Here is a 16,174-nt window from a genome sequence, read left to right on the forward strand (position 1 = left end):
TTACGTCCGCCGTCCATGCAGACGACGGCTCATGCTGTCATATGGCACTTGGCCAGAAAGGGCCCCGGGTGTTGCCCCGGGGCCCTTCTCAATTACTCCTCGGTGCTCTCGGCCGTATCGGCCGCAGCATCCTCGGGCGCCGCTTCGGGCTCCGGTGCGGGGCGCTTCTCGCCACCGTAAGTCACCGTCACCATGGCGGAACGCAGGATACGATCCGCCATGCGGTAGCCCTTCTGGTACACGTCGTTGACGGTCTCGTCGTACTGCGATGCGTCCTCGACGCGGCCTACAGCCTGGTGCTCGAGCGGATCGAACGCCTCGCCCTTGGGGTCGATGGGTTCAACACCCTCGTGCGCAAACACGTCGAGCAGCTTGGCATGTACCGCGTCAACGCCATCGACGAACTGCTTAAAGTCGTCGGAAAGCTCTTGGCTGCGGGCATGGTCGATCGCGCGCTCGATATCGTCGATCACCGGCAACAGCGCGGTGACAAGCTTCTCGGTCGCGCGCTCGCGCTCGGCGATGCGCTCGTTGGCGGTGCGGCGACGGAAGTTCTCCCAGTCGGCCTGCAAACGGGCGGTGCGCTCGGTGGCGTCCTTCGCCTTGTCCTCGGCGGCCTTCTGAGCCTCTGCCGCAGCATCGAGCTCGTTGCGCACGTCGGCAAGCTCTTTTTGGGCCTGCTCGAACTTGAGCTTAAAGTCGTTGTCGGCGGCTTCCTCACCGGCGCGGATAGCGGCTTCCACCATCTCGTCCTCGGTCATCGTCGCCTCCTTGTTAGAATCCTCTACCTGGTTCTCGGCAGCCTCGGCGGCCGGGGCCTCATTGGCCTCGGTATCGTCAACGGCCTCTACGGGAATCTTCACGTCCTTCTCCTCAGAGTCAACGGGGGCGGCGCCAGCGGCAGCCGCCTCCGTGCGAGCTTTACGGGCGGACATGATTACTTGTCCTCGTCGTCCACAACCTCGTAGTCGGCGTCGACGACGTCATCGTCGGCAGGCTGGGCGCCGGCGGCACCGTCGGTCTGCTGCTGAGCGTCGGCGTAGACAACCTGGGCCAGCTCGTAGGCCACAGACTGCAGGGACTCGCCGGCGGCCTTGATGGCCTCGACGTCAGAGCCCTCGAGCGCCTTCTTGGCGTCGGCGATAGCGGCCTCGGCCTTGGACTTCACGTCGGCGGAAACCTTGTCGCCCAGCTCGTTGAGGGTCTGCTCGGTGGAGTAGCACAGGCTATCGGTCTGGTTGCGGACCTCGACCTCTTCCTTCTGCTTCTTGTCCTCCTCGGCATGAGCCTCGGCGTCCTTGACCATACGATCGACTTCGTCGTCGGACAGAGCGGTGGAGCCGGAAATGGTGATCTGCTGCTCCTTGCCGGTGCCCTTGTCCTTAGCGGAGACCTTGACGATGCCGTTGGCGTCGATGTCGAAGGTGACTTCAATCTGCGGCACGCCGCGGCGGGCAGCCGGGATACCGGTCAGCTGGAACTTACCGAGCGACTTGTTGTCGCGGGCAAGCTCGCGCTCGCCCTGGAGCACGTTGATCTCGACGCTGGTCTGGTTGTCGGCAGCGGTGGAGTAGACCTCGGTCTTGGAGGTCGGGATCGTGGTGTTGCGGTCAATCATCTTGGTCATGATGCCGCCCATGGTCTCGACGCCCAGAGACAGCGGGGTAACATCGAGCAGCAGGATGCCCTCGACGTCGCCGGTGAGCACGCCGCCCTGGACGGCAGCGCCGTCGGCAACGACCTCATCGGGGTTCACGGACATGTTGGGCTGCTTGCCGGTCATGGTCTTGACCAGATCCTGGACAGCGGGCATGCGGGTGGAGCCGCCGACGAGGATGACCTCGGTCAGATCGGAGAGCTTGAGCTTAGCGTCGCGCAGGGCGTTGGTGACAGGCTGCTTGCAGCGCTCGAGCAGGTCGCGGGTGATCTTCTCGAACTCGGCGCGGGTCAGCGTGTAGTTGAGGTGCAGCGGGCCGGACTGGTTCATGGTGATGAACGGCAGGTTGATGGTGGACTGCTGGGCGGCGGAGAGCTCCTTCTTGGCGTTCTCGGCGGCCTCCTTCAGACGCTGCAGGGCCATGGGGTCCTGACGCAGGTCGACACCGTTCTCCTGCTGGAACTTATCGGCCATCCAGTCGATGACGCGCTGATCCCAGTCATCGCCGCCCAGGTGGTTGTCGCCCGAGGTGGACAGAACCTCAAACACGCCGTCGGCGAGGTCGAGGATGGAGACGTCGAAGGTGCCGCCGCCCAGGTCGAAGACCAGGATGCGCTGGTCGGTGCCCTGCTTGTCCAGGCCATAGGCAAGAGCGGCAGCGGTCGGCTCGTTGACGATACGCTTAACGTTGAGGCCGGCGATCTTACCGGCGTCCTTGGTGGCCTGACGCTGGGCGTCGTTGAAGTAAGCCGGGACGGTGATGACGGCGTCGGTGACGGTCTCGCCCAGATACTTCTCGGCGTCGGCCTTCATCTTGGCGAGCGTCATGGCGCTCACCTGCTCGGCGGTGTAATCCTTGCCCTCGATGTCGACGACGGCACGGCCACCCTGGCCCTCCTTGACCTCATACGGCACGGTCTTGATCTCGGAGGTGCACTCGGAGTACTTGCGGCCCATGAAGCGCTTGATGGAGAACACGGTGTTCTTGGGGTTGGTGACAGCCTGGTTCTTAGCAGCCTTACCCACGACGCGGTCACCGTCGGCACGGAAGCCCACGACGGACGGGGTGGTGCGGTCGCCCTCGGCGTTCACGATAATGGTCGGAGAACCGCCCTCGAGAACGGCCATTGCGGAGTTAGTAGTACCAAGGTCGATACCAAGAATCTTACCCATTAGAAATTCCCTCTCTCTTGTGCGTTTGCACCGACTCGGCGGTCTGCCGCGCGGTGCTTCGGCTTGTCTTTCAGGATGTAGTGTATCCCCTTATGGGCCGGAATATACAAAATCTAAGTCAATTCATATAAGATTTCTTGTTGTTGAGAGTTTAGGTTCTTAAATGCGCAGGTAGATGCACTGTTTGAGTTCTCGGCAAATCTATTGAGATCTATGTAGAGTTGACTGAGGTGCGAGCTTGGGGCGTGTGGAGCAGTCTGGGGCGGCCTTGGGGAAAGCGCGTCCCGTTTTGAGCGTCGATTTCGGGATGCGGTTTCCGGTTGAGCGCTCAACCGGAAACTGTGTCCCGGTCTGAGCGCGAATTCTGGGACGTAGCTTCCGCCGGGCGGTCCAACCGGAAACTGCGACCCGTTTTTCGACCAAATAACGGGATGCCCTTTCCGCAGGCGCGCTCAATAGCTCAATATTTCAAGTCACCTTTAGCTAACATTTGCGCAGCTCAACGGCCCCACCTGCGCGTTTTTTAGTAAGCCGTGGCATACTCGGCGAACGGTATGAAGATGCCGGTCAGAGGGTATTGCAAACGGTCGCTCCCGTGGTATGTTTTTGCCCGAATCAAACCGACGCGCATCGCCTGTAGCGTCGGTCAACAGAGAGGAAACTACCATGGCTCATCCCGTAATTGATGCCGACGAGTGCATCGCTTGTGGCGTTTGCGTCGACTCTTGCCCCGCTGGCGTTCTGGAGCTCCAGGACGTCGCTACCGTCGCTGACGAGGACTCCTGCGTCGCCTGTGGCGCTTGCCAGGACGCTTGCCCCGCCGGCGCGATCACCGAGATCGTCGAGGAGTAACAACTCCCCCACTTGCACACTCATAAGTACACCGTGCACAAAAAAGGAGGCCTCCGCATCGCCGCGGAGGCCTCCTTTTGCATATGTGGGCAGTTGCGGTGGAATAGTTCCTGTTTCATGGCTTCGATGCCCATTTCAGGAACTATTTCACCGCAACTTATAAAGACGGTGTCGGGCTAGGACAAATCATCCTCGTAGGGCATTAGGTCCGCCAAGTAGCCTTTTTCCTTGAGCATGGCCTCGATCTCGTCGAGGGTCTGCTCGTCCTCCGCGGCGATGCGATGGAAGTGGTAGCCACTGGTCACCGTCAGCAGCGGAAAGCTCTTGCCGCTGGCGATGCCCTCCAGGTAGCGCTCGACATCGCGACGATTGCGGATGTCCAAATCGGCCGTAATCTTGCCGTACACACGATGGTTGACGATCACGTTGAGCACGGCGCCACCCGCGTCGACGATGCTCGTAAGCTCGTCGCCCGCCTGCTCCACACTGTGGCGCACCTTAACGAGACGCGTGGGCACGGCGGGGCTACTCGCGGCTTCCTGCAGCACGTAGCCGCGGTTGGTTGCCACGATATCGTGCCCATCGGCACGCAGCAGGGCGATGTCCTGCACCACGACCTGGCGGCTCACACCCACCTCACGGGCAAGCGCGCTGCCCGATACGGCCCCCTTGGCTCCCTCGAGCACGGCCATGATGGCACGGCGACGCTCGTGGGCGTTCATTATTTACCGTCCAGCAGGCGCAGGTGCTTAAGCGAGAGGTCGAGAATCGGCGCGGAGTGCGTCAGGGCGCCCGAGCTAATGTAGTCGACACCAAGGTCAGCCAGGGCGCGAATGTTGTTTGCGTCCACGTTGCCCGAGCACTCGGTCTTGGCGCGACCGGCGATAAGCTCAATCGCAGCAGCCATGTCGTCGTGGGTCATGTTGTCGAGCATGATGATATCGGCGCCGGCCTCCACGGCCTCGCGCACCATGTCCAGGTTCTCGCACTCGATCTCGACCGTCGTGGTAAACGATGCATGGGCGCGCGCCATCTCGATCGCGCGCGTCACGCCACCGGCAGCATCGATGTGGTTGTCCTTGAGCATGACGGCCGTCGACAGGTTGTAGCGGTGGTTGTTGCCGCCGCCGATCTCAACCGCTGCCTTCTCAAACACGCGCATGCCCGGCGTGGTCTTGCGCGTGTCGACGAGCACGGTCTTGGTGCCCTCGAGCACCGCGGCCATCTGGTGCGTATAGGTAGCAATACCGCTCATGCGCTGCAGGTAGTTGAGCGCCACGCGCTCACCCGAAAGCAGCACACGTGCATCGCCGCGCACCTGACCCACGTGGTCGCCGGCGTGTACCTCGTCGCCATCCGAGACATCGAACAACACGGAGCTCTGCGGATCCAGCAGCTCAAAGGTGCGGGCGAACACATCCAAGCCGGCGATGATGCCGTCGGCCTTGGCGATAAGCTCAACGGTAGCAGGGCGTGCCGTGGGGCACACGCTCGCCGTGCTCACGTCCTCAAACGTAATGTCCTCGCGCAATGCCTGCAAAATCAGATCATCGACGACGAGCTTCATGGTAACGGGATTCATGGTCTACTCCTCCACTGCCTGCGTGCCGGCGGCACGGGCCAAATCATCGATTGCAAGGGCCTCGGCGCTCAGGGCGCGGTGACGGCCATCGAGCGCGGGCTCACCGGCCTGCTCCACGGCGAGCGACTCGCCGGTGCGCATGTACCACGCGGCGCGGCGGCCCCAAACCAGGGACTCGAGCAGGCTGTTGGAAGCCAGGCGGTTCTTGCCGTGCACGCCATTGCAGGCCGTCTCGCCGGCGGCGTAGAGCTCGGGCATCGAGGTGCGGCCGTCCTTGTCGACCCACACGCCGCCCATAAAGTAGTGCTGCGTGGGCGTAACGGGGATGGGCTCGTCCAAGATGTCGCGGCCGTCCTCCAAGCAGCGCGCGCGAATGTTGGCAAAATGCCCGGTCACCACATCGCGCTCGACGGGGGCAAAGCTCAGCCACTCGTGCTCGGCGCCGTCCTGCTTCATCTGCTCGCGAATAGCGGCGGCGACAACGTCGCGCGGCTGCAGCTCGTCGGTAAAACGCTCGCCGGCGGCATTGAGCAGAATCGCGCCCTCACCGCGGCAGCTCTCGCTGATCAGGAACGTACGACCTGGCTGCGGCGAGAACAGGCCCGTGGGGTGAATCTGCACGTAGTCCAGGTGCTCCATCTGAATGCCATGCTCCTGAGCGATATAGCAGGCGTCGCCCGTGAGCTGCGGGTAGTTGGTCGAGTGGTCGTATACGCCGCCGATGCCGCCCGTTGCCCACAGCGTATGGCGGGCATGGATCTTAAACGACTTACCGACATGCACGCCCTCAGCGGCATTTGCAAGCTCGTCGGCGGGGCGAGCTGAATCGTCCTCGTCCACGGCAACGGCGACGACGCCGGTGCACACCGTGGCGCCATCGCGCCCGGCGGTCAGGATATCGGTCATGGCAACGTGTTCGAGAATCTGCACGTTGTCCAGCTTGCGAACGGCCTGAAGCAGCTTGGTCGTAATCTCCTTACCGGTGATATCGGCATGGAAGGCGATGCGCGGGCGGCTGTGCGCGCCCTCGCGGGTAAAGTCGAGGCTGCCGTCGGCCTTGCGCTCAAAGTCCACGCCCATGGCCAGTAAGTCGTTGATGACCGAGCGGCTCGAGCGGATCATGATGTCGACGCTCTCGCGGCGGTTCTCGTAATGGCCGGCATGCATGGTGTCCTCAAAGAAGGCATCGTAGTCCGAGCCTTCGGGCAGCACGCAGATGCCGCCCTGCGCGAGCATCGAATCGCACTCGTCGACAGCGCCCTTGGAGAGCATGATCACGCGCGTGCTCGTCGGCAGGTTGAGAGCCGCATACAGGCCCGCTACGCCGCAGCCGGCAATGACGACGTCGCATTCCATATCGGGGTATTGCTTGGTTTCCACAGGAATCCTCTCCCTTGAATGTGACATAAGGGACCGTCCCTCATGCCACATTGTTCTAGCGCGCTGCGTACTCGAGCATACGGTCGAGCGTGAGCTTAGCCTGGTCTGCCGCCTCGTCCGAGACGCCGATCTGCACCTCGCCCTCGCCCGTCTCCAGGCAGCGCACGAGCTTTTCGAGCGTGATGAGATCCATGTTGATGCAGGTGGGTTGCACCGCTGGGAAGTAGAACTTCTTGCCGGTGCCCTGGCAGCGGCGCTCGAGCTCGTAGAGCACGCCACGGACCGTCACGATGATGAACTCGCTCGCGTCGGACTCCTCGGCATACTTGATGATGCCGGCAGTGGAGCCGATGTAGTCGGCCTCGGCCAGGACGTCGGCCTTGCACTCGGGGTGCGCCAGCACGAGCGCATCGGGATGCGCCTCCTGCGCGTCGACAATCTGCTCGACGGTGATGATGTGGTGGCGCGGGCAGTAGCCGTTGTTGAGGATGACGTGCTTTTGCGGCACCTGCTCGGCTACGAAGCGGCCCAGGTTTTGGTCGGGAATGAACAGGATGTGCTGCTGCGGCAGCTCGGACACGATCTTGACGGCGTTGGAGCTGGTGACGCACACGTCGCTCCAGCTCTTGATCTCGACCGTGGAGTTGACGTAGCAGACCACGGCAAGGTCGTCACCGTACTCGGCGCGGGCAGCGTCGACCGTCTCGCGCTTGACCATGTGAGCCATGGGGCAGTCCGCGCCCGGCTCGGGCAGCAGCACGGTCTTAGTGGGGTTGAGCAGCTTGGCGCTCTCGCCCATAAACTCCACGCCGCACAGCACGATGGTCTGCTGCGGCAGGCTCTTGGCGAGCTTTGCCAGGTAGAAGCTGTCGCCGACGTAATCGGCAACGGCTTGGACCTCGGGCGCCACATAGTAGTGCGCCAGGATCACCGCGTCACGTTGGGTTTTTAGTTGCTGAATGGCCTCGACGAGCTCTGCGGGCACCAGTGCCGCGCGCTCCGTTGCCGTCGTTGCCGATGCTAGGCCGGCCGCGATATCGCGTGCAAGCTCCGACGCATCCATGTTCGCGCTCTGTGCCATCAAGGCCCCTCTCTTTTGGCGAATCTTGGGGCTTTAGTATGACACCTAGGTTTACAGCTGACAAGACAGCTGTAAACCTAGGTGTAAGGTTGGAATAAAGATTCAATCATGCGGCAGGCCCATTTTCGAACTGACAAGTTAAGGATAATCGAGCTCTCGATAGCGCAGGAGGCATCTTTGGACGGCCGCCGCGCATGGTCGACGGCATGCCCACCAGGCAATCGCTCGCCGGCGCCAATCCGCTACAGTGGAGCGGCCGCCGGGGTCAGCTGCTTGATGTATGCCCACATGCGCTGTTTGGCGGCTTTGTCGGTGAGCGCCGCCTCAAAACCGTCGAGCGCGAGCACGCGACGTCCCTGCACATGGGCGACCAGACCGGGTTTGAGCATGGCGGTATCGAAGTCATCGATTGCCACGAGCATATCGGCATAGGTCTCGCGCATGACGTCGGCCGCGCTGTTGTCCAGCAACAGCACCGCCTCGGGATCCAAGGCCTCGAGCGCTTCGCGGAACAGCTCGCATGGCAGGCCCTCGCCTGTCGCAACCGCCCCATCGCCCGCGCCGGCAACACTTGCCAGCACGCAAAAATCCTCGGGCGCGTAGCCGATGGCGCCGAGCGCCTTGCGCAACGCGGCACCGTCTGGACCGGCAGCCAGCTCGCCGCCCGCACGCTCGGCATCGTCTAAATCACCTTTTACCAGCACGATCGGCGAGCACGCGTTGCCTGCGATACGCACGCCGCGGCCCGCGAGCGATGCGAGCTCCTGCTCGGTCGCCTGAGCGATAGCTTCTTTTTTTTGGCTTTGTGACGTAGGCATGCACTCTCCAATCGTTTGCGTGCCCACCATTATATAAAAGAGCCGACTGCAAGTGGTTGCTTTGCGGGCCGTTGGGTATAAGCACGGTCGTACTGAGTTTTACGCGGCTGAGCCGCGTCGCATTATGGAGGTCACCATGGCTGACATCAAGCAGATTACCCCCGAGAACTTCGGCTCCACTGTTAACGGCCCGCTTCCCGTGCTGGTTGATTTTTGGGCTCCTTGGTGTGGACCCTGCCGATCGCTTTCGCCCATCGTAGACGAACTCGCCGACGAACTTTCCGGCAGAATCGCCGTCGCCAAATGCAACGTCGACGACAACCAGGATCTGGCCATGAAGTTTGGCGTCATGAGCATTCCCACGCTGATCGTCTTTAAGAACGGCGAGGAAATTGACCGCTCCGTTGGCGCATTGCCTAAGGCAAGGCTTCAGGCGCTGCTGGAGAAGCACCTGTAATACACCGGTCACGTGCTGCCGTCCATGAGCGGTTTTGCGCCGCTCGCCGGAGAGCCGGGTGTTGTGCCCGCGACCACGGATAGTATGGTAGTCACAAACAGCCCCCAGTGAACGGGTGCGGGTCAGACGGACTCGCACCCGTTTTCTTCATTTGCCTAGTCTTTGCCACAAGTTTTGTTATGGATTTAAAAACTCAGATCCGATAGCACGTTCGTAAGACTGGATCGTTTCGGCATTTGCCCTCTCGATATCATTAAGCGGTGATGTCATCGCATCAAATTCCTCAGGCGAGTATATGCCTTCATACCAATCCTTATTGTCGAAATACTCTTGAATCTTCTCATTCTTGAACTTGCGACCATGGCGTGCATATATTTCATTTCTTGCCAAGCAAAGCTCCCATGTGCTCATACCCATTTCTTTAATCTCCGCCTCGGTATAACGCCGTGAGTCGCTTTCAGAAAGTAAGTAACCGTCTACCGTCGAACTCTTCGCATCACAGTAATAGGAAAAGCTATCCATAACCTTATGTGATTGATCATCAATATATGACACGACAACCGTACGGCTATCACCCGAATCGCTACCGAGCGTCGACCGATATGCGAGCTTGCAAACTCCGTCCAAACCAACTACAACACTCCGGGGGTTAGTCGAAGCCTGCTCACCGTTCGTACCCGCTTCTTTCAGGGACCAATTCTCCGGCTTCGACAACGCCTCTGTCGAAGAGCCGGTCACCTTGACATTCACCACCATCTCTGGAAACCCGGCGGAGTTATTTGATACCACTATTAATTCAGTTGCGCCCTCGTCGTCGGCCTCGTCCTTTTCATCTGAGTTTTCCAACTCAAACTCATCGGCGTCCGATTTATACATCGCATGCTGATAGGTTTGAGTGAATTCTGGTGATGAGTGCCCGCCCCCGAATCGATTCCAAACATAAAAGCCGCCAACAATAATGGCGGCCACGAGGCCAATTATCACGATTTTATTTGAATCGAATCCGCCAATTAACCCAATTACTCTTTTACCTAGTTCGTTGCCAGAATCCTCCGCCGCTGCCCTCCCCTTCGCATTATCCTTGACATCGAATGGCATCCGCTCATTTTCTGTGGTCGACCGACCCACGTCAGAAGATACTTTCGCAGCACAAAAGGGGCAGTAAACTGTCCCCTCTTCTATCTCTGCGTTACATTTGGGACACTTCACTGTCTCCCCTTTCAATCTGTCTTTAGCCATCAACATGACGTCGATATTCTTGATAGTTCGACAGATATGATGAGAATTCCGCCGATGTATCAGAATTTCCCGTCCGCCACGCCTTGTGGTCGATAATCTGGCTCTTGAACCCGTAGTACTCATCGATATACGCAATTAGACCGTCGACAGCGATAAGCTGCTCTTCGGGGTAATCGCCCGATCCTCCAACATGGACCATCTCAATCCCAACGGAATAAGAGTTCATGCCGTAATCGGGATAGCTTCCCCCTATCGGTAACGTTCCGACCTTGTCATCTCTCGAATCATCGATTGTTCCATACTGCTCGTTCTTCCCAGCATCGCCAAAACCGGCATGGTGCGCGATTTGATCGAGAGGCACACATTGAACGATCGACCCATCTTTTCCAACAACAAAATGAGCCGCCACCTTATTGCCGTTGGACTCCCACCAATCGATGACACTTTCAGGGGAAGAATCGCCCTCCGTATCGTGCAAAACGATGTACTTCTGAAACTCAGGACCCTTAGGCCCATGCGCCAAGTCGGCGTAGTACCGTTCTTGAATGCTTGGCTGAAATTCCGAGCTCCCATCGATGGACGAAGAGCGAGATTCGCCTTGCTCTACAACCCCTGAAACCGTGTCAGCAACTCTCGCATTGCAGATATCAAGCACATCTCCAACACCATCTGCACAAGCCGCCAGCACGCAATTGCTTCCGCTGGATTTCACGACCTCTCTCACGCCAATACGACCGACCAGAACAATTCCCAAGCCGAACAAGAAAACGGCAAGCGCGGAGACGAGCCCCCGCGCCACCCATAAACGCCTAGAGCGAGCTTGCATACGTGCTGACCACATCGCATGCCGTACTGATAAGGCCACCCGCCTCGAGCAGCTTTGCCGCTGCCGCTCCAAGCTGCCCAACCGCCTCATTTTGAGCGGTCGAATTTGTTCCTTCCATTGCCGCGTTAAGCATGTCGTGCAGTGAATCGAGATCGTCCGCCACCGTGACGCACACACCTCGCTGCGTCTCCATCTTCGACACCAACGCGTTCAGCTCTGCAACGAGCTGGCCGATGTTCTGACTCATTTCTGTTCCTTTCCGTTGTCACAACAACCCAAATAGCACATTCGCAATAAGCGAAATTACCCCAATACAGCACGCGCATAGAACCGCCGCCTGAGAAAGGCAGCCGCCTTTCGACTCCTCGGCTTTAACGGGAAGAGGATCCGGCATCGCCTTCTCTTCTTCCACCAGAAGACGCTTCCGGTCAAGAGCCGCCCGTCGAGCATCCAGTGCATTTGAAGATCGCTGACTCAACTCGTTCACAGACGTATCTTTTTCAATCATCTCGATATAGCAATCGATTTTCTTGATAAGCCCTGATAACGAAGAGGCAAGCTCGGCAGCGTCTTCATTCGACGCAATCGGTCTTACCATGTTCGGAAGCGCAGCGCCGACGTCCTTCGCGTGACTCCCCGCAAGTCGTTTAGACAATTGCGAAAAAGCCTCCTGTGCTTGATGCGCCAGGCGATCTATCTCCGCTTTCTTTTTGCCCGCCATGTTCCTCGCAGAGGTCGACTCCCGATCACAACGATCGCACTCCTGCTTAACAAGCTGGGCGGTCGACGCCTCCGATTTCAGAAATCGTTCTGCTTCGGACAGATACCTTTCGTACAAATCATCCCTGCTCATCGTCGCCCCTCCTCCATAATCGCGTTGCGACAAAGGGCATGAGCTTCATTGAGGGACGTCCCGAAGAAGCCTCCTTGTAAAGGACCCGGTTCTCTTGCCCGTTCCACTGGCACAGCGGGCCATCCAACTGCTTCGCTGCGACATTCGAGCCAAACAGACACGCCACGCCGTCAAAAGACGACAGTCCCGATGAACCCAACTGCGCTGAAAGCGCTACGGGGTTTTGCCAATGACAGACAAAGTGGATTCCGTGCATAGGAGCCTCGCGGAATACCTTTTGAATCTTCTGCTGAGCACCAAAGTCGAAAGATCCTAGTGAGTCCGCATTCGGCACCAACACAAACCGCTCCCGCCCACATTCTTCCCCGACATCATTTCTCTGAAGACAATTGGTAATCCATGCAGCCGCTTCGTCCGAAGGCACGACCTCCGGAGAAACCCCCGTACGAGCGCATATCTCCAGAGTCGAATTAGAAACATGGCGCGCGCCATCCTCCACTACAGCAAACTCAGCGCCTCGCTCATAGCGCGCAAGCGATAAAACAAGCGTTTCCATAACGCACGCCGCAAGATCGACAGAATTCGGAAGATCACCGAGCCCTGGCAGCGTTCCCCTGCCCACAAGAGCGATATTGCTTCCCGCAGCTCTTTCAAACGGGAAATATTTCGGTGCCAACCCAGCAGAAACACCCCGGCCAAGCAACGCGCGCGGCACGTTACCTGAATCTATGTCGTTCTGCTCAAGGAGGGCCTCAGTCAACTCCGGCAGAGCGCTTCCGTCGAAAACCACCGGTTCATCAAGGTGCTCTTTTGGCATTGCATAGAACTTGTTCCTGAGACTGTCCAACGTGGCATCTTCAGCAAACGGCGTAAGCACCGTCACATTTGCGCTCGGATTTCCGTAATCTTCGTTCAGAATCGCCTGTCCCCTGAACCTTAGACTAGCAGCCGCCTCGTTAAAGGGTCCGAAAGTCGCCCGCGACTCCGCCGGCGAGTTTTTCAGTCCGATACGGATAGGAAACTGTGCAAAGAACTTGCCCTGGGAAATGGCAAGATTGGTTATCCCGCCGATACTTTGTGACGCCAATATCACGTGAATACCGTATGCACGATAGAGGCGAACGATGCGTTCCAAAAGTTCACAGGCTTCCTTGCCTCTCGCGCCTTCTAGAAATAGCTGGAACTCATCAATGACCACAACGATACGCGGCATCTTATTCCCGCTATTGCGCCGATACTTGAGCAGATTATCTCCGTAAGGCTTGATCGCAGCGGCCCTCCGTTTGGCCTCGGCGGCTATGGAATTCAGCACATCCATGGCAAAGTCTTCATCGGCCTCAAGCCCAAATGCCTTTACCTGCGGTAGATACTCTGGGGAATCCGGCGTGGGAGCCATGGGAAACAGGGTAACGCCCTCTTTGAAATCAAACAGATAGAGTTCCAACTCGTCGGGAGAATACCTGGCGCACAAACCGTAGATGATATCTTTCAACAGATTCGATTTACCCTGTCCGACCGCGCCGGTTATCAGTGCATTATGTCTTTGAGTCTCATTCGAGCCAATCGTGACATCAACCGTCTGGGTTCCACGCAGACCCAGCGAGAACGTGACTCCGTCCTCGCTCGTCTCCATCCAATACTCCGCGGGAAGCACCGACTCGATCTTTACTTCGGGCAACCGTAGCTCTGCCGCTGATCGGGCCATCCGCTCGGCGGCTTGCGCCGATTCAATCGTGTCAAGCTCATAGAGCTCAACATCGTAGCCATCGTGACCCAGCCATCGGGCATGACTGCCCGAGAATAGTTCGAGACGCTCCGAAACAGGATAGGAACGTTTCTTCTCGCAATACCATTTGGGCAAGTCGTCCATCTTAGGTTGTATCATTAGGAAAGAAGTGCCTGCCTTTGGGGCCGCCTTCATCAGCGAGCAGATACGGTCGTATTGCTCGGCAGCCATTCCCATCGGCATATCGTGGATTACAACGAGCTGGTACTTCTCGACCGGCATTCCGACCCGTTGGTGATATACCGCCAGGCTCTCATCGTCTGACAGCAACTCGTTGTTGATTTGCGTCACACGGTCGGTCAGCTCGTTAAGTAAGGCATCGAGTTCGCCTCTTGAATGCAAATACCTGACCGCTGCCTCGCCTTGCCCGTTCCGGCCAATCGTCGAAAAAGGAGCCTCGATGTTTTTGAGTGCCGGGTCAAAACTAATGATTTCAACTTGCGACGCTGAAGTCGATAAAAGCGTCTTGGCCTCTACCTCGCGCACTACCCCGTCTGAAATGCAGCCCTCGCCTGAAACCGACATCACGATATTGCCGTGACCAAGCAACGGAACGATAAAGGGCACCGTAAACAAATCGTCACGTTTTGAGGTTTTCGACATGGATCCGATCTGGATATACTCGGCGGCATTGAGGGCCGAGCCTTCCTCGATCGCCAGCAACTCGTCAACGGTATCCTGCACGCGCTTTTTCGAAAGGGCGCTGCGTCGTTTTTCACGGTGATTGATTTTGTTGAGGGCCCGTGTTTTCGCCTCCTGCTTTTCCTTCAGCGTCACCTTCAACCACATGTCAACGGAGACAGATTGGGATTCACAAGCTCCCAGCAGACGAGCTTGGCATTCCTTGACCTCGCTGACTGCTTGCCTCATTTCGGCATAGGTCTCTTCCAACGACATATTGGCCATCAGCCCTCTTCATACCGAAAGACAACTACTCGCGCCGGGCGAAGAAGCCTTACGCCAAGCCTATATCCATCCCGTTCCACCCGGGCAATCTCCCCGTCTTTTGATGCGTCGCACGTCTTAATCAATCCGACGACTTCATGCTCCCGCAAGTTGACCTTCCCTGCACACGAAACCCGCTCAAGCCCGTAATGACCGCACGTCCCGATGACTTCATCCACAATCGAGGTTCGCAAATCCTCCGATAGAGGTTCGGACCTAAATCTGTCAATTGCCAACAACAACTCGGTGAACAACGTTGCAAAAGCTTCGCCAGTAGCCAGGTCTTTGATTTTGTTTGAGTCTGATTTGAGAGACGCGAGGGACGTCTTGAGCTGTGCGGCGCAGTCAATAATTGCCCGGCGATCGCTGTCCAAGCCGTCCAGTGCCTGGTCCCACCGTACATCCATTATTGAAGCCCTGTTTTCCAAGCGGCATCTCCTAGATTTCGCTTGTTAATCCGCCATCCTTCGGGAAACACTTCAAACATGACCACAACAACAACGATCGCCACGTAAATCAAGACATACACAGCACCAACAGCGGCGAGTATAAAGAACAGCACAATGAAACCGATTATCGCTTTGCCAATATCTTCCTGATTTACAAAGTGCCTCTTGCGTGCCCACTCGGTCATTCCGCGCATTTGCACAACCCATTTTGCTGTTTCGCTATTTACTTTCCCCATAGAATCTAGTTCCGCTATTACTTTTTCTACATATTCAACCTGCTTCAAATTGGCGAAGCAAACTTTGCTCCCTTGCGAACTCATCTTGTCTTCCGCATCATGTCGGAGGCAACGGCACAACGAATTTCTAACGATTTCAGAATCCGGATGGGCCTCGTAAAGGTTGCGGCACATTTGCAGGGCCACGTCATACTGACCTCTGTAGTACCTCACATCGGCAAGCAGCGCCAAAATCAAGTAATCCGACGGGTCAATCTTTTGAGCAACAAGAAGCTGAGATTCAGCTTTCTCATATTCATCGGTCATGTAGTAGGCAAATGCCAGTAGCTTTCGAGCATACACGTCGTCCGAATCCAACTTAAGCAGCTCGGATGTTGAGAAAATGACATCGTCATATTTATCAAGCAATTGGGAAGCACGCGCGCGCCACAACCAAGCCGACCCATCAGACGCGTCAGCTCGAACAGCTTCGCAAGCTGAATGGAACGCATTTGTATATTGGCCCGCCTCATAATACGCTTTTGCGTCTGCGACCCAGTCTCTTCCCGAGGTTCTCGACATTGGGCTCTCGCCATGGGGCTCTCGCCCGACTTCCCTCTTGTTTGCGTCATACGACGCATCGTACTTACCACGACGCACCTCATCGTGGAACAGTTCATCCGCTTCGTTCAAGCGCTGCATCATTTTCTCAGCGTTCGTTCTTTGCTCCGCATCGGGCGAGCCCTCGAGGCGCCTGAAGCGCTTTCTGGTTTTCTTGATCGCCTCTTCGATATCCTCAATCGAGGCGTCCTTTTGCAGTTCAAGGATTCCGTAGTAGTCGACAAATTCTTCCATCTGATT

16 protein-coding genes are annotated in these 16,174 nt (G+C 57.7%); 2 read left to right on the top strand and 14 right to left on the bottom strand.

The window, feature by feature from the left end; all coding sequences use genetic code 11:
• Positions 1-92: 92 nt before the first annotated feature.
• Together ABCN01_RS03875 and dnaK are read right to left on the bottom strand one after the other, a co-directional pair.
• Positions 93-935 carry a nucleotide exchange factor GrpE gene (locus ABCN01_RS03875; RefSeq protein ID WP_118270891.1) on the bottom strand — a complete coding sequence of 281 codons (843 nt, stop codon included), beginning with the start codon at positions 933-935 and terminating at the stop codon, positions 93-95.
• Positions 936-937: 2 nt separating this feature from the next.
• Positions 938-2,830, bottom strand: a complete 1,893-nt coding sequence (dnaK, locus tag ABCN01_RS03880; protein WP_342996963.1) for a molecular chaperone DnaK — start codon at positions 2,828-2,830, stop codon at positions 938-940.
• Between the two features lie 600 nt (positions 2,831-3,430).
• Here dnaK and ABCN01_RS03885 point away from each other — a divergent pair.
• Entirely contained in the window at positions 3,431-3,682 is a 252-nt protein-coding gene (locus tag ABCN01_RS03885; RefSeq protein ID WP_158564522.1) for a ferredoxin family protein, read from the top strand.
• A gap of 176 nt (positions 3,683-3,858) precedes the next feature.
• On the opposite strand, the gene ABCN01_RS03890 is transcribed toward ABCN01_RS03885, so the two are convergent.
• The 5 genes from ABCN01_RS03890 to ABCN01_RS03910 form a co-directional block, all read right to left on the bottom strand.
• Positions 3,859-4,404: a transcription repressor NadR gene (locus ABCN01_RS03890; RefSeq protein WP_342996964.1), complete on the bottom strand. Its 546-nt coding sequence runs from the start codon at positions 4,402-4,404 to the stop codon at positions 3,859-3,861.
• The gene (nadC, locus tag ABCN01_RS03895) at positions 4,404-5,264 is read right to left on the bottom strand and encodes a carboxylating nicotinate-nucleotide diphosphorylase (protein WP_342996965.1); all 861 of its coding nucleotides are present in this window, start codon (positions 5,262-5,264) and stop codon (positions 4,404-4,406) included. The genes ABCN01_RS03890 and nadC overlap by 1 nt, the downstream gene beginning before the upstream one ends.
• Before the next feature lie 3 nt (positions 5,265-5,267).
• A complete protein-coding gene (locus tag ABCN01_RS03900; RefSeq protein WP_425458739.1) occupies positions 5,268-6,671 on the bottom strand; it encodes an L-aspartate oxidase in 1,404 nt (467 codons plus the stop codon).
• A 28-nt stretch (positions 6,672-6,699) separates the two neighbouring features.
• Positions 6,700-7,725, bottom strand: a complete 1,026-nt coding sequence (gene nadA / locus ABCN01_RS03905; protein WP_342996967.1) for a quinolinate synthase NadA — start codon at positions 7,723-7,725, stop codon at positions 6,700-6,702.
• A 242-nt stretch (positions 7,726-7,967) separates the two neighbouring features.
• A complete protein-coding gene (locus ABCN01_RS03910) occupies positions 7,968-8,543 on the bottom strand; it encodes a hypothetical protein (RefSeq protein WP_343014198.1) in 576 nt (191 codons plus the stop codon).
• A 136-nt stretch (positions 8,544-8,679) separates the two neighbouring features.
• Here ABCN01_RS03910 and trxA point away from each other — a divergent pair, with 136 nt between their 5' ends.
• Positions 8,680-9,000: a thioredoxin gene (trxA, locus tag ABCN01_RS03915; protein WP_342996671.1), complete on the top strand. Its 321-nt coding sequence runs from the start codon at positions 8,680-8,682 to the stop codon at positions 8,998-9,000.
• 177 nt (positions 9,001-9,177) lie between these two features.
• Here the strand turns inward: trxA and ABCN01_RS03920 are convergent, their stop codons facing one another.
• From ABCN01_RS03920 to ABCN01_RS03945, 7 genes are read right to left on the bottom strand one after another with little or no spacing between them, the layout of a single operon-like run.
• A complete protein-coding gene (locus ABCN01_RS03920) occupies positions 9,178-10,209 on the bottom strand; it encodes a YARHG domain-containing protein (protein WP_343014199.1) in 1,032 nt (343 codons plus the stop codon).
• 22 nt (positions 10,210-10,231) lie between these two features.
• Positions 10,232-11,038 carry an N-acetylmuramoyl-L-alanine amidase gene (locus tag ABCN01_RS03925; RefSeq protein ID WP_343014201.1) on the bottom strand — a complete coding sequence of 269 codons (807 nt, stop codon included), beginning with the start codon at positions 11,036-11,038 and terminating at the stop codon, positions 10,232-10,234.
• Between the two features lie 10 nt (positions 11,039-11,048).
• On the bottom strand, positions 11,049-11,312 hold the full coding sequence (locus ABCN01_RS03930) for a hypothetical protein (protein ID WP_271758247.1): 264 nt from the start codon (positions 11,310-11,312) through the stop codon (positions 11,049-11,051).
• A gap of 18 nt (positions 11,313-11,330) precedes the next feature.
• Entirely contained in the window at positions 11,331-11,918 is a 588-nt protein-coding gene (locus tag ABCN01_RS03935) for a hypothetical protein (RefSeq protein WP_195192674.1), read from the bottom strand.
• Positions 11,905-14,610, bottom strand: a complete 2,706-nt coding sequence (locus tag ABCN01_RS03940) for an FtsK/SpoIIIE domain-containing protein (protein WP_342996674.1) — start codon at positions 14,608-14,610, stop codon at positions 11,905-11,907. Before ABCN01_RS03940 ends, ABCN01_RS03935 begins: the two co-directional genes overlap by 14 nt.
• Entirely contained in the window at positions 14,610-15,056 is a 447-nt protein-coding gene (gene grpE, locus ABCN01_RS09530; RefSeq protein WP_425458737.1) for a nucleotide exchange factor GrpE, read from the bottom strand. The genes ABCN01_RS03940 and grpE overlap by 1 nt, the downstream gene beginning before the upstream one ends.
• Positions 15,056-16,168: a J domain-containing protein gene (locus ABCN01_RS03945; RefSeq protein ID WP_342996675.1), complete on the bottom strand. Its 1,113-nt coding sequence runs from the start codon at positions 16,166-16,168 to the stop codon at positions 15,056-15,058. The genes grpE and ABCN01_RS03945 overlap by 1 nt, the downstream gene beginning before the upstream one ends.
• Positions 16,169-16,174 lie beyond the last annotated feature (6 nt).

This window comes from Collinsella aerofaciens (assembly GCF_039062365.1).
In the GTDB taxonomy this organism is placed as follows: domain Bacteria; phylum Actinomycetota; class Coriobacteriia; order Coriobacteriales; family Coriobacteriaceae; genus Collinsella.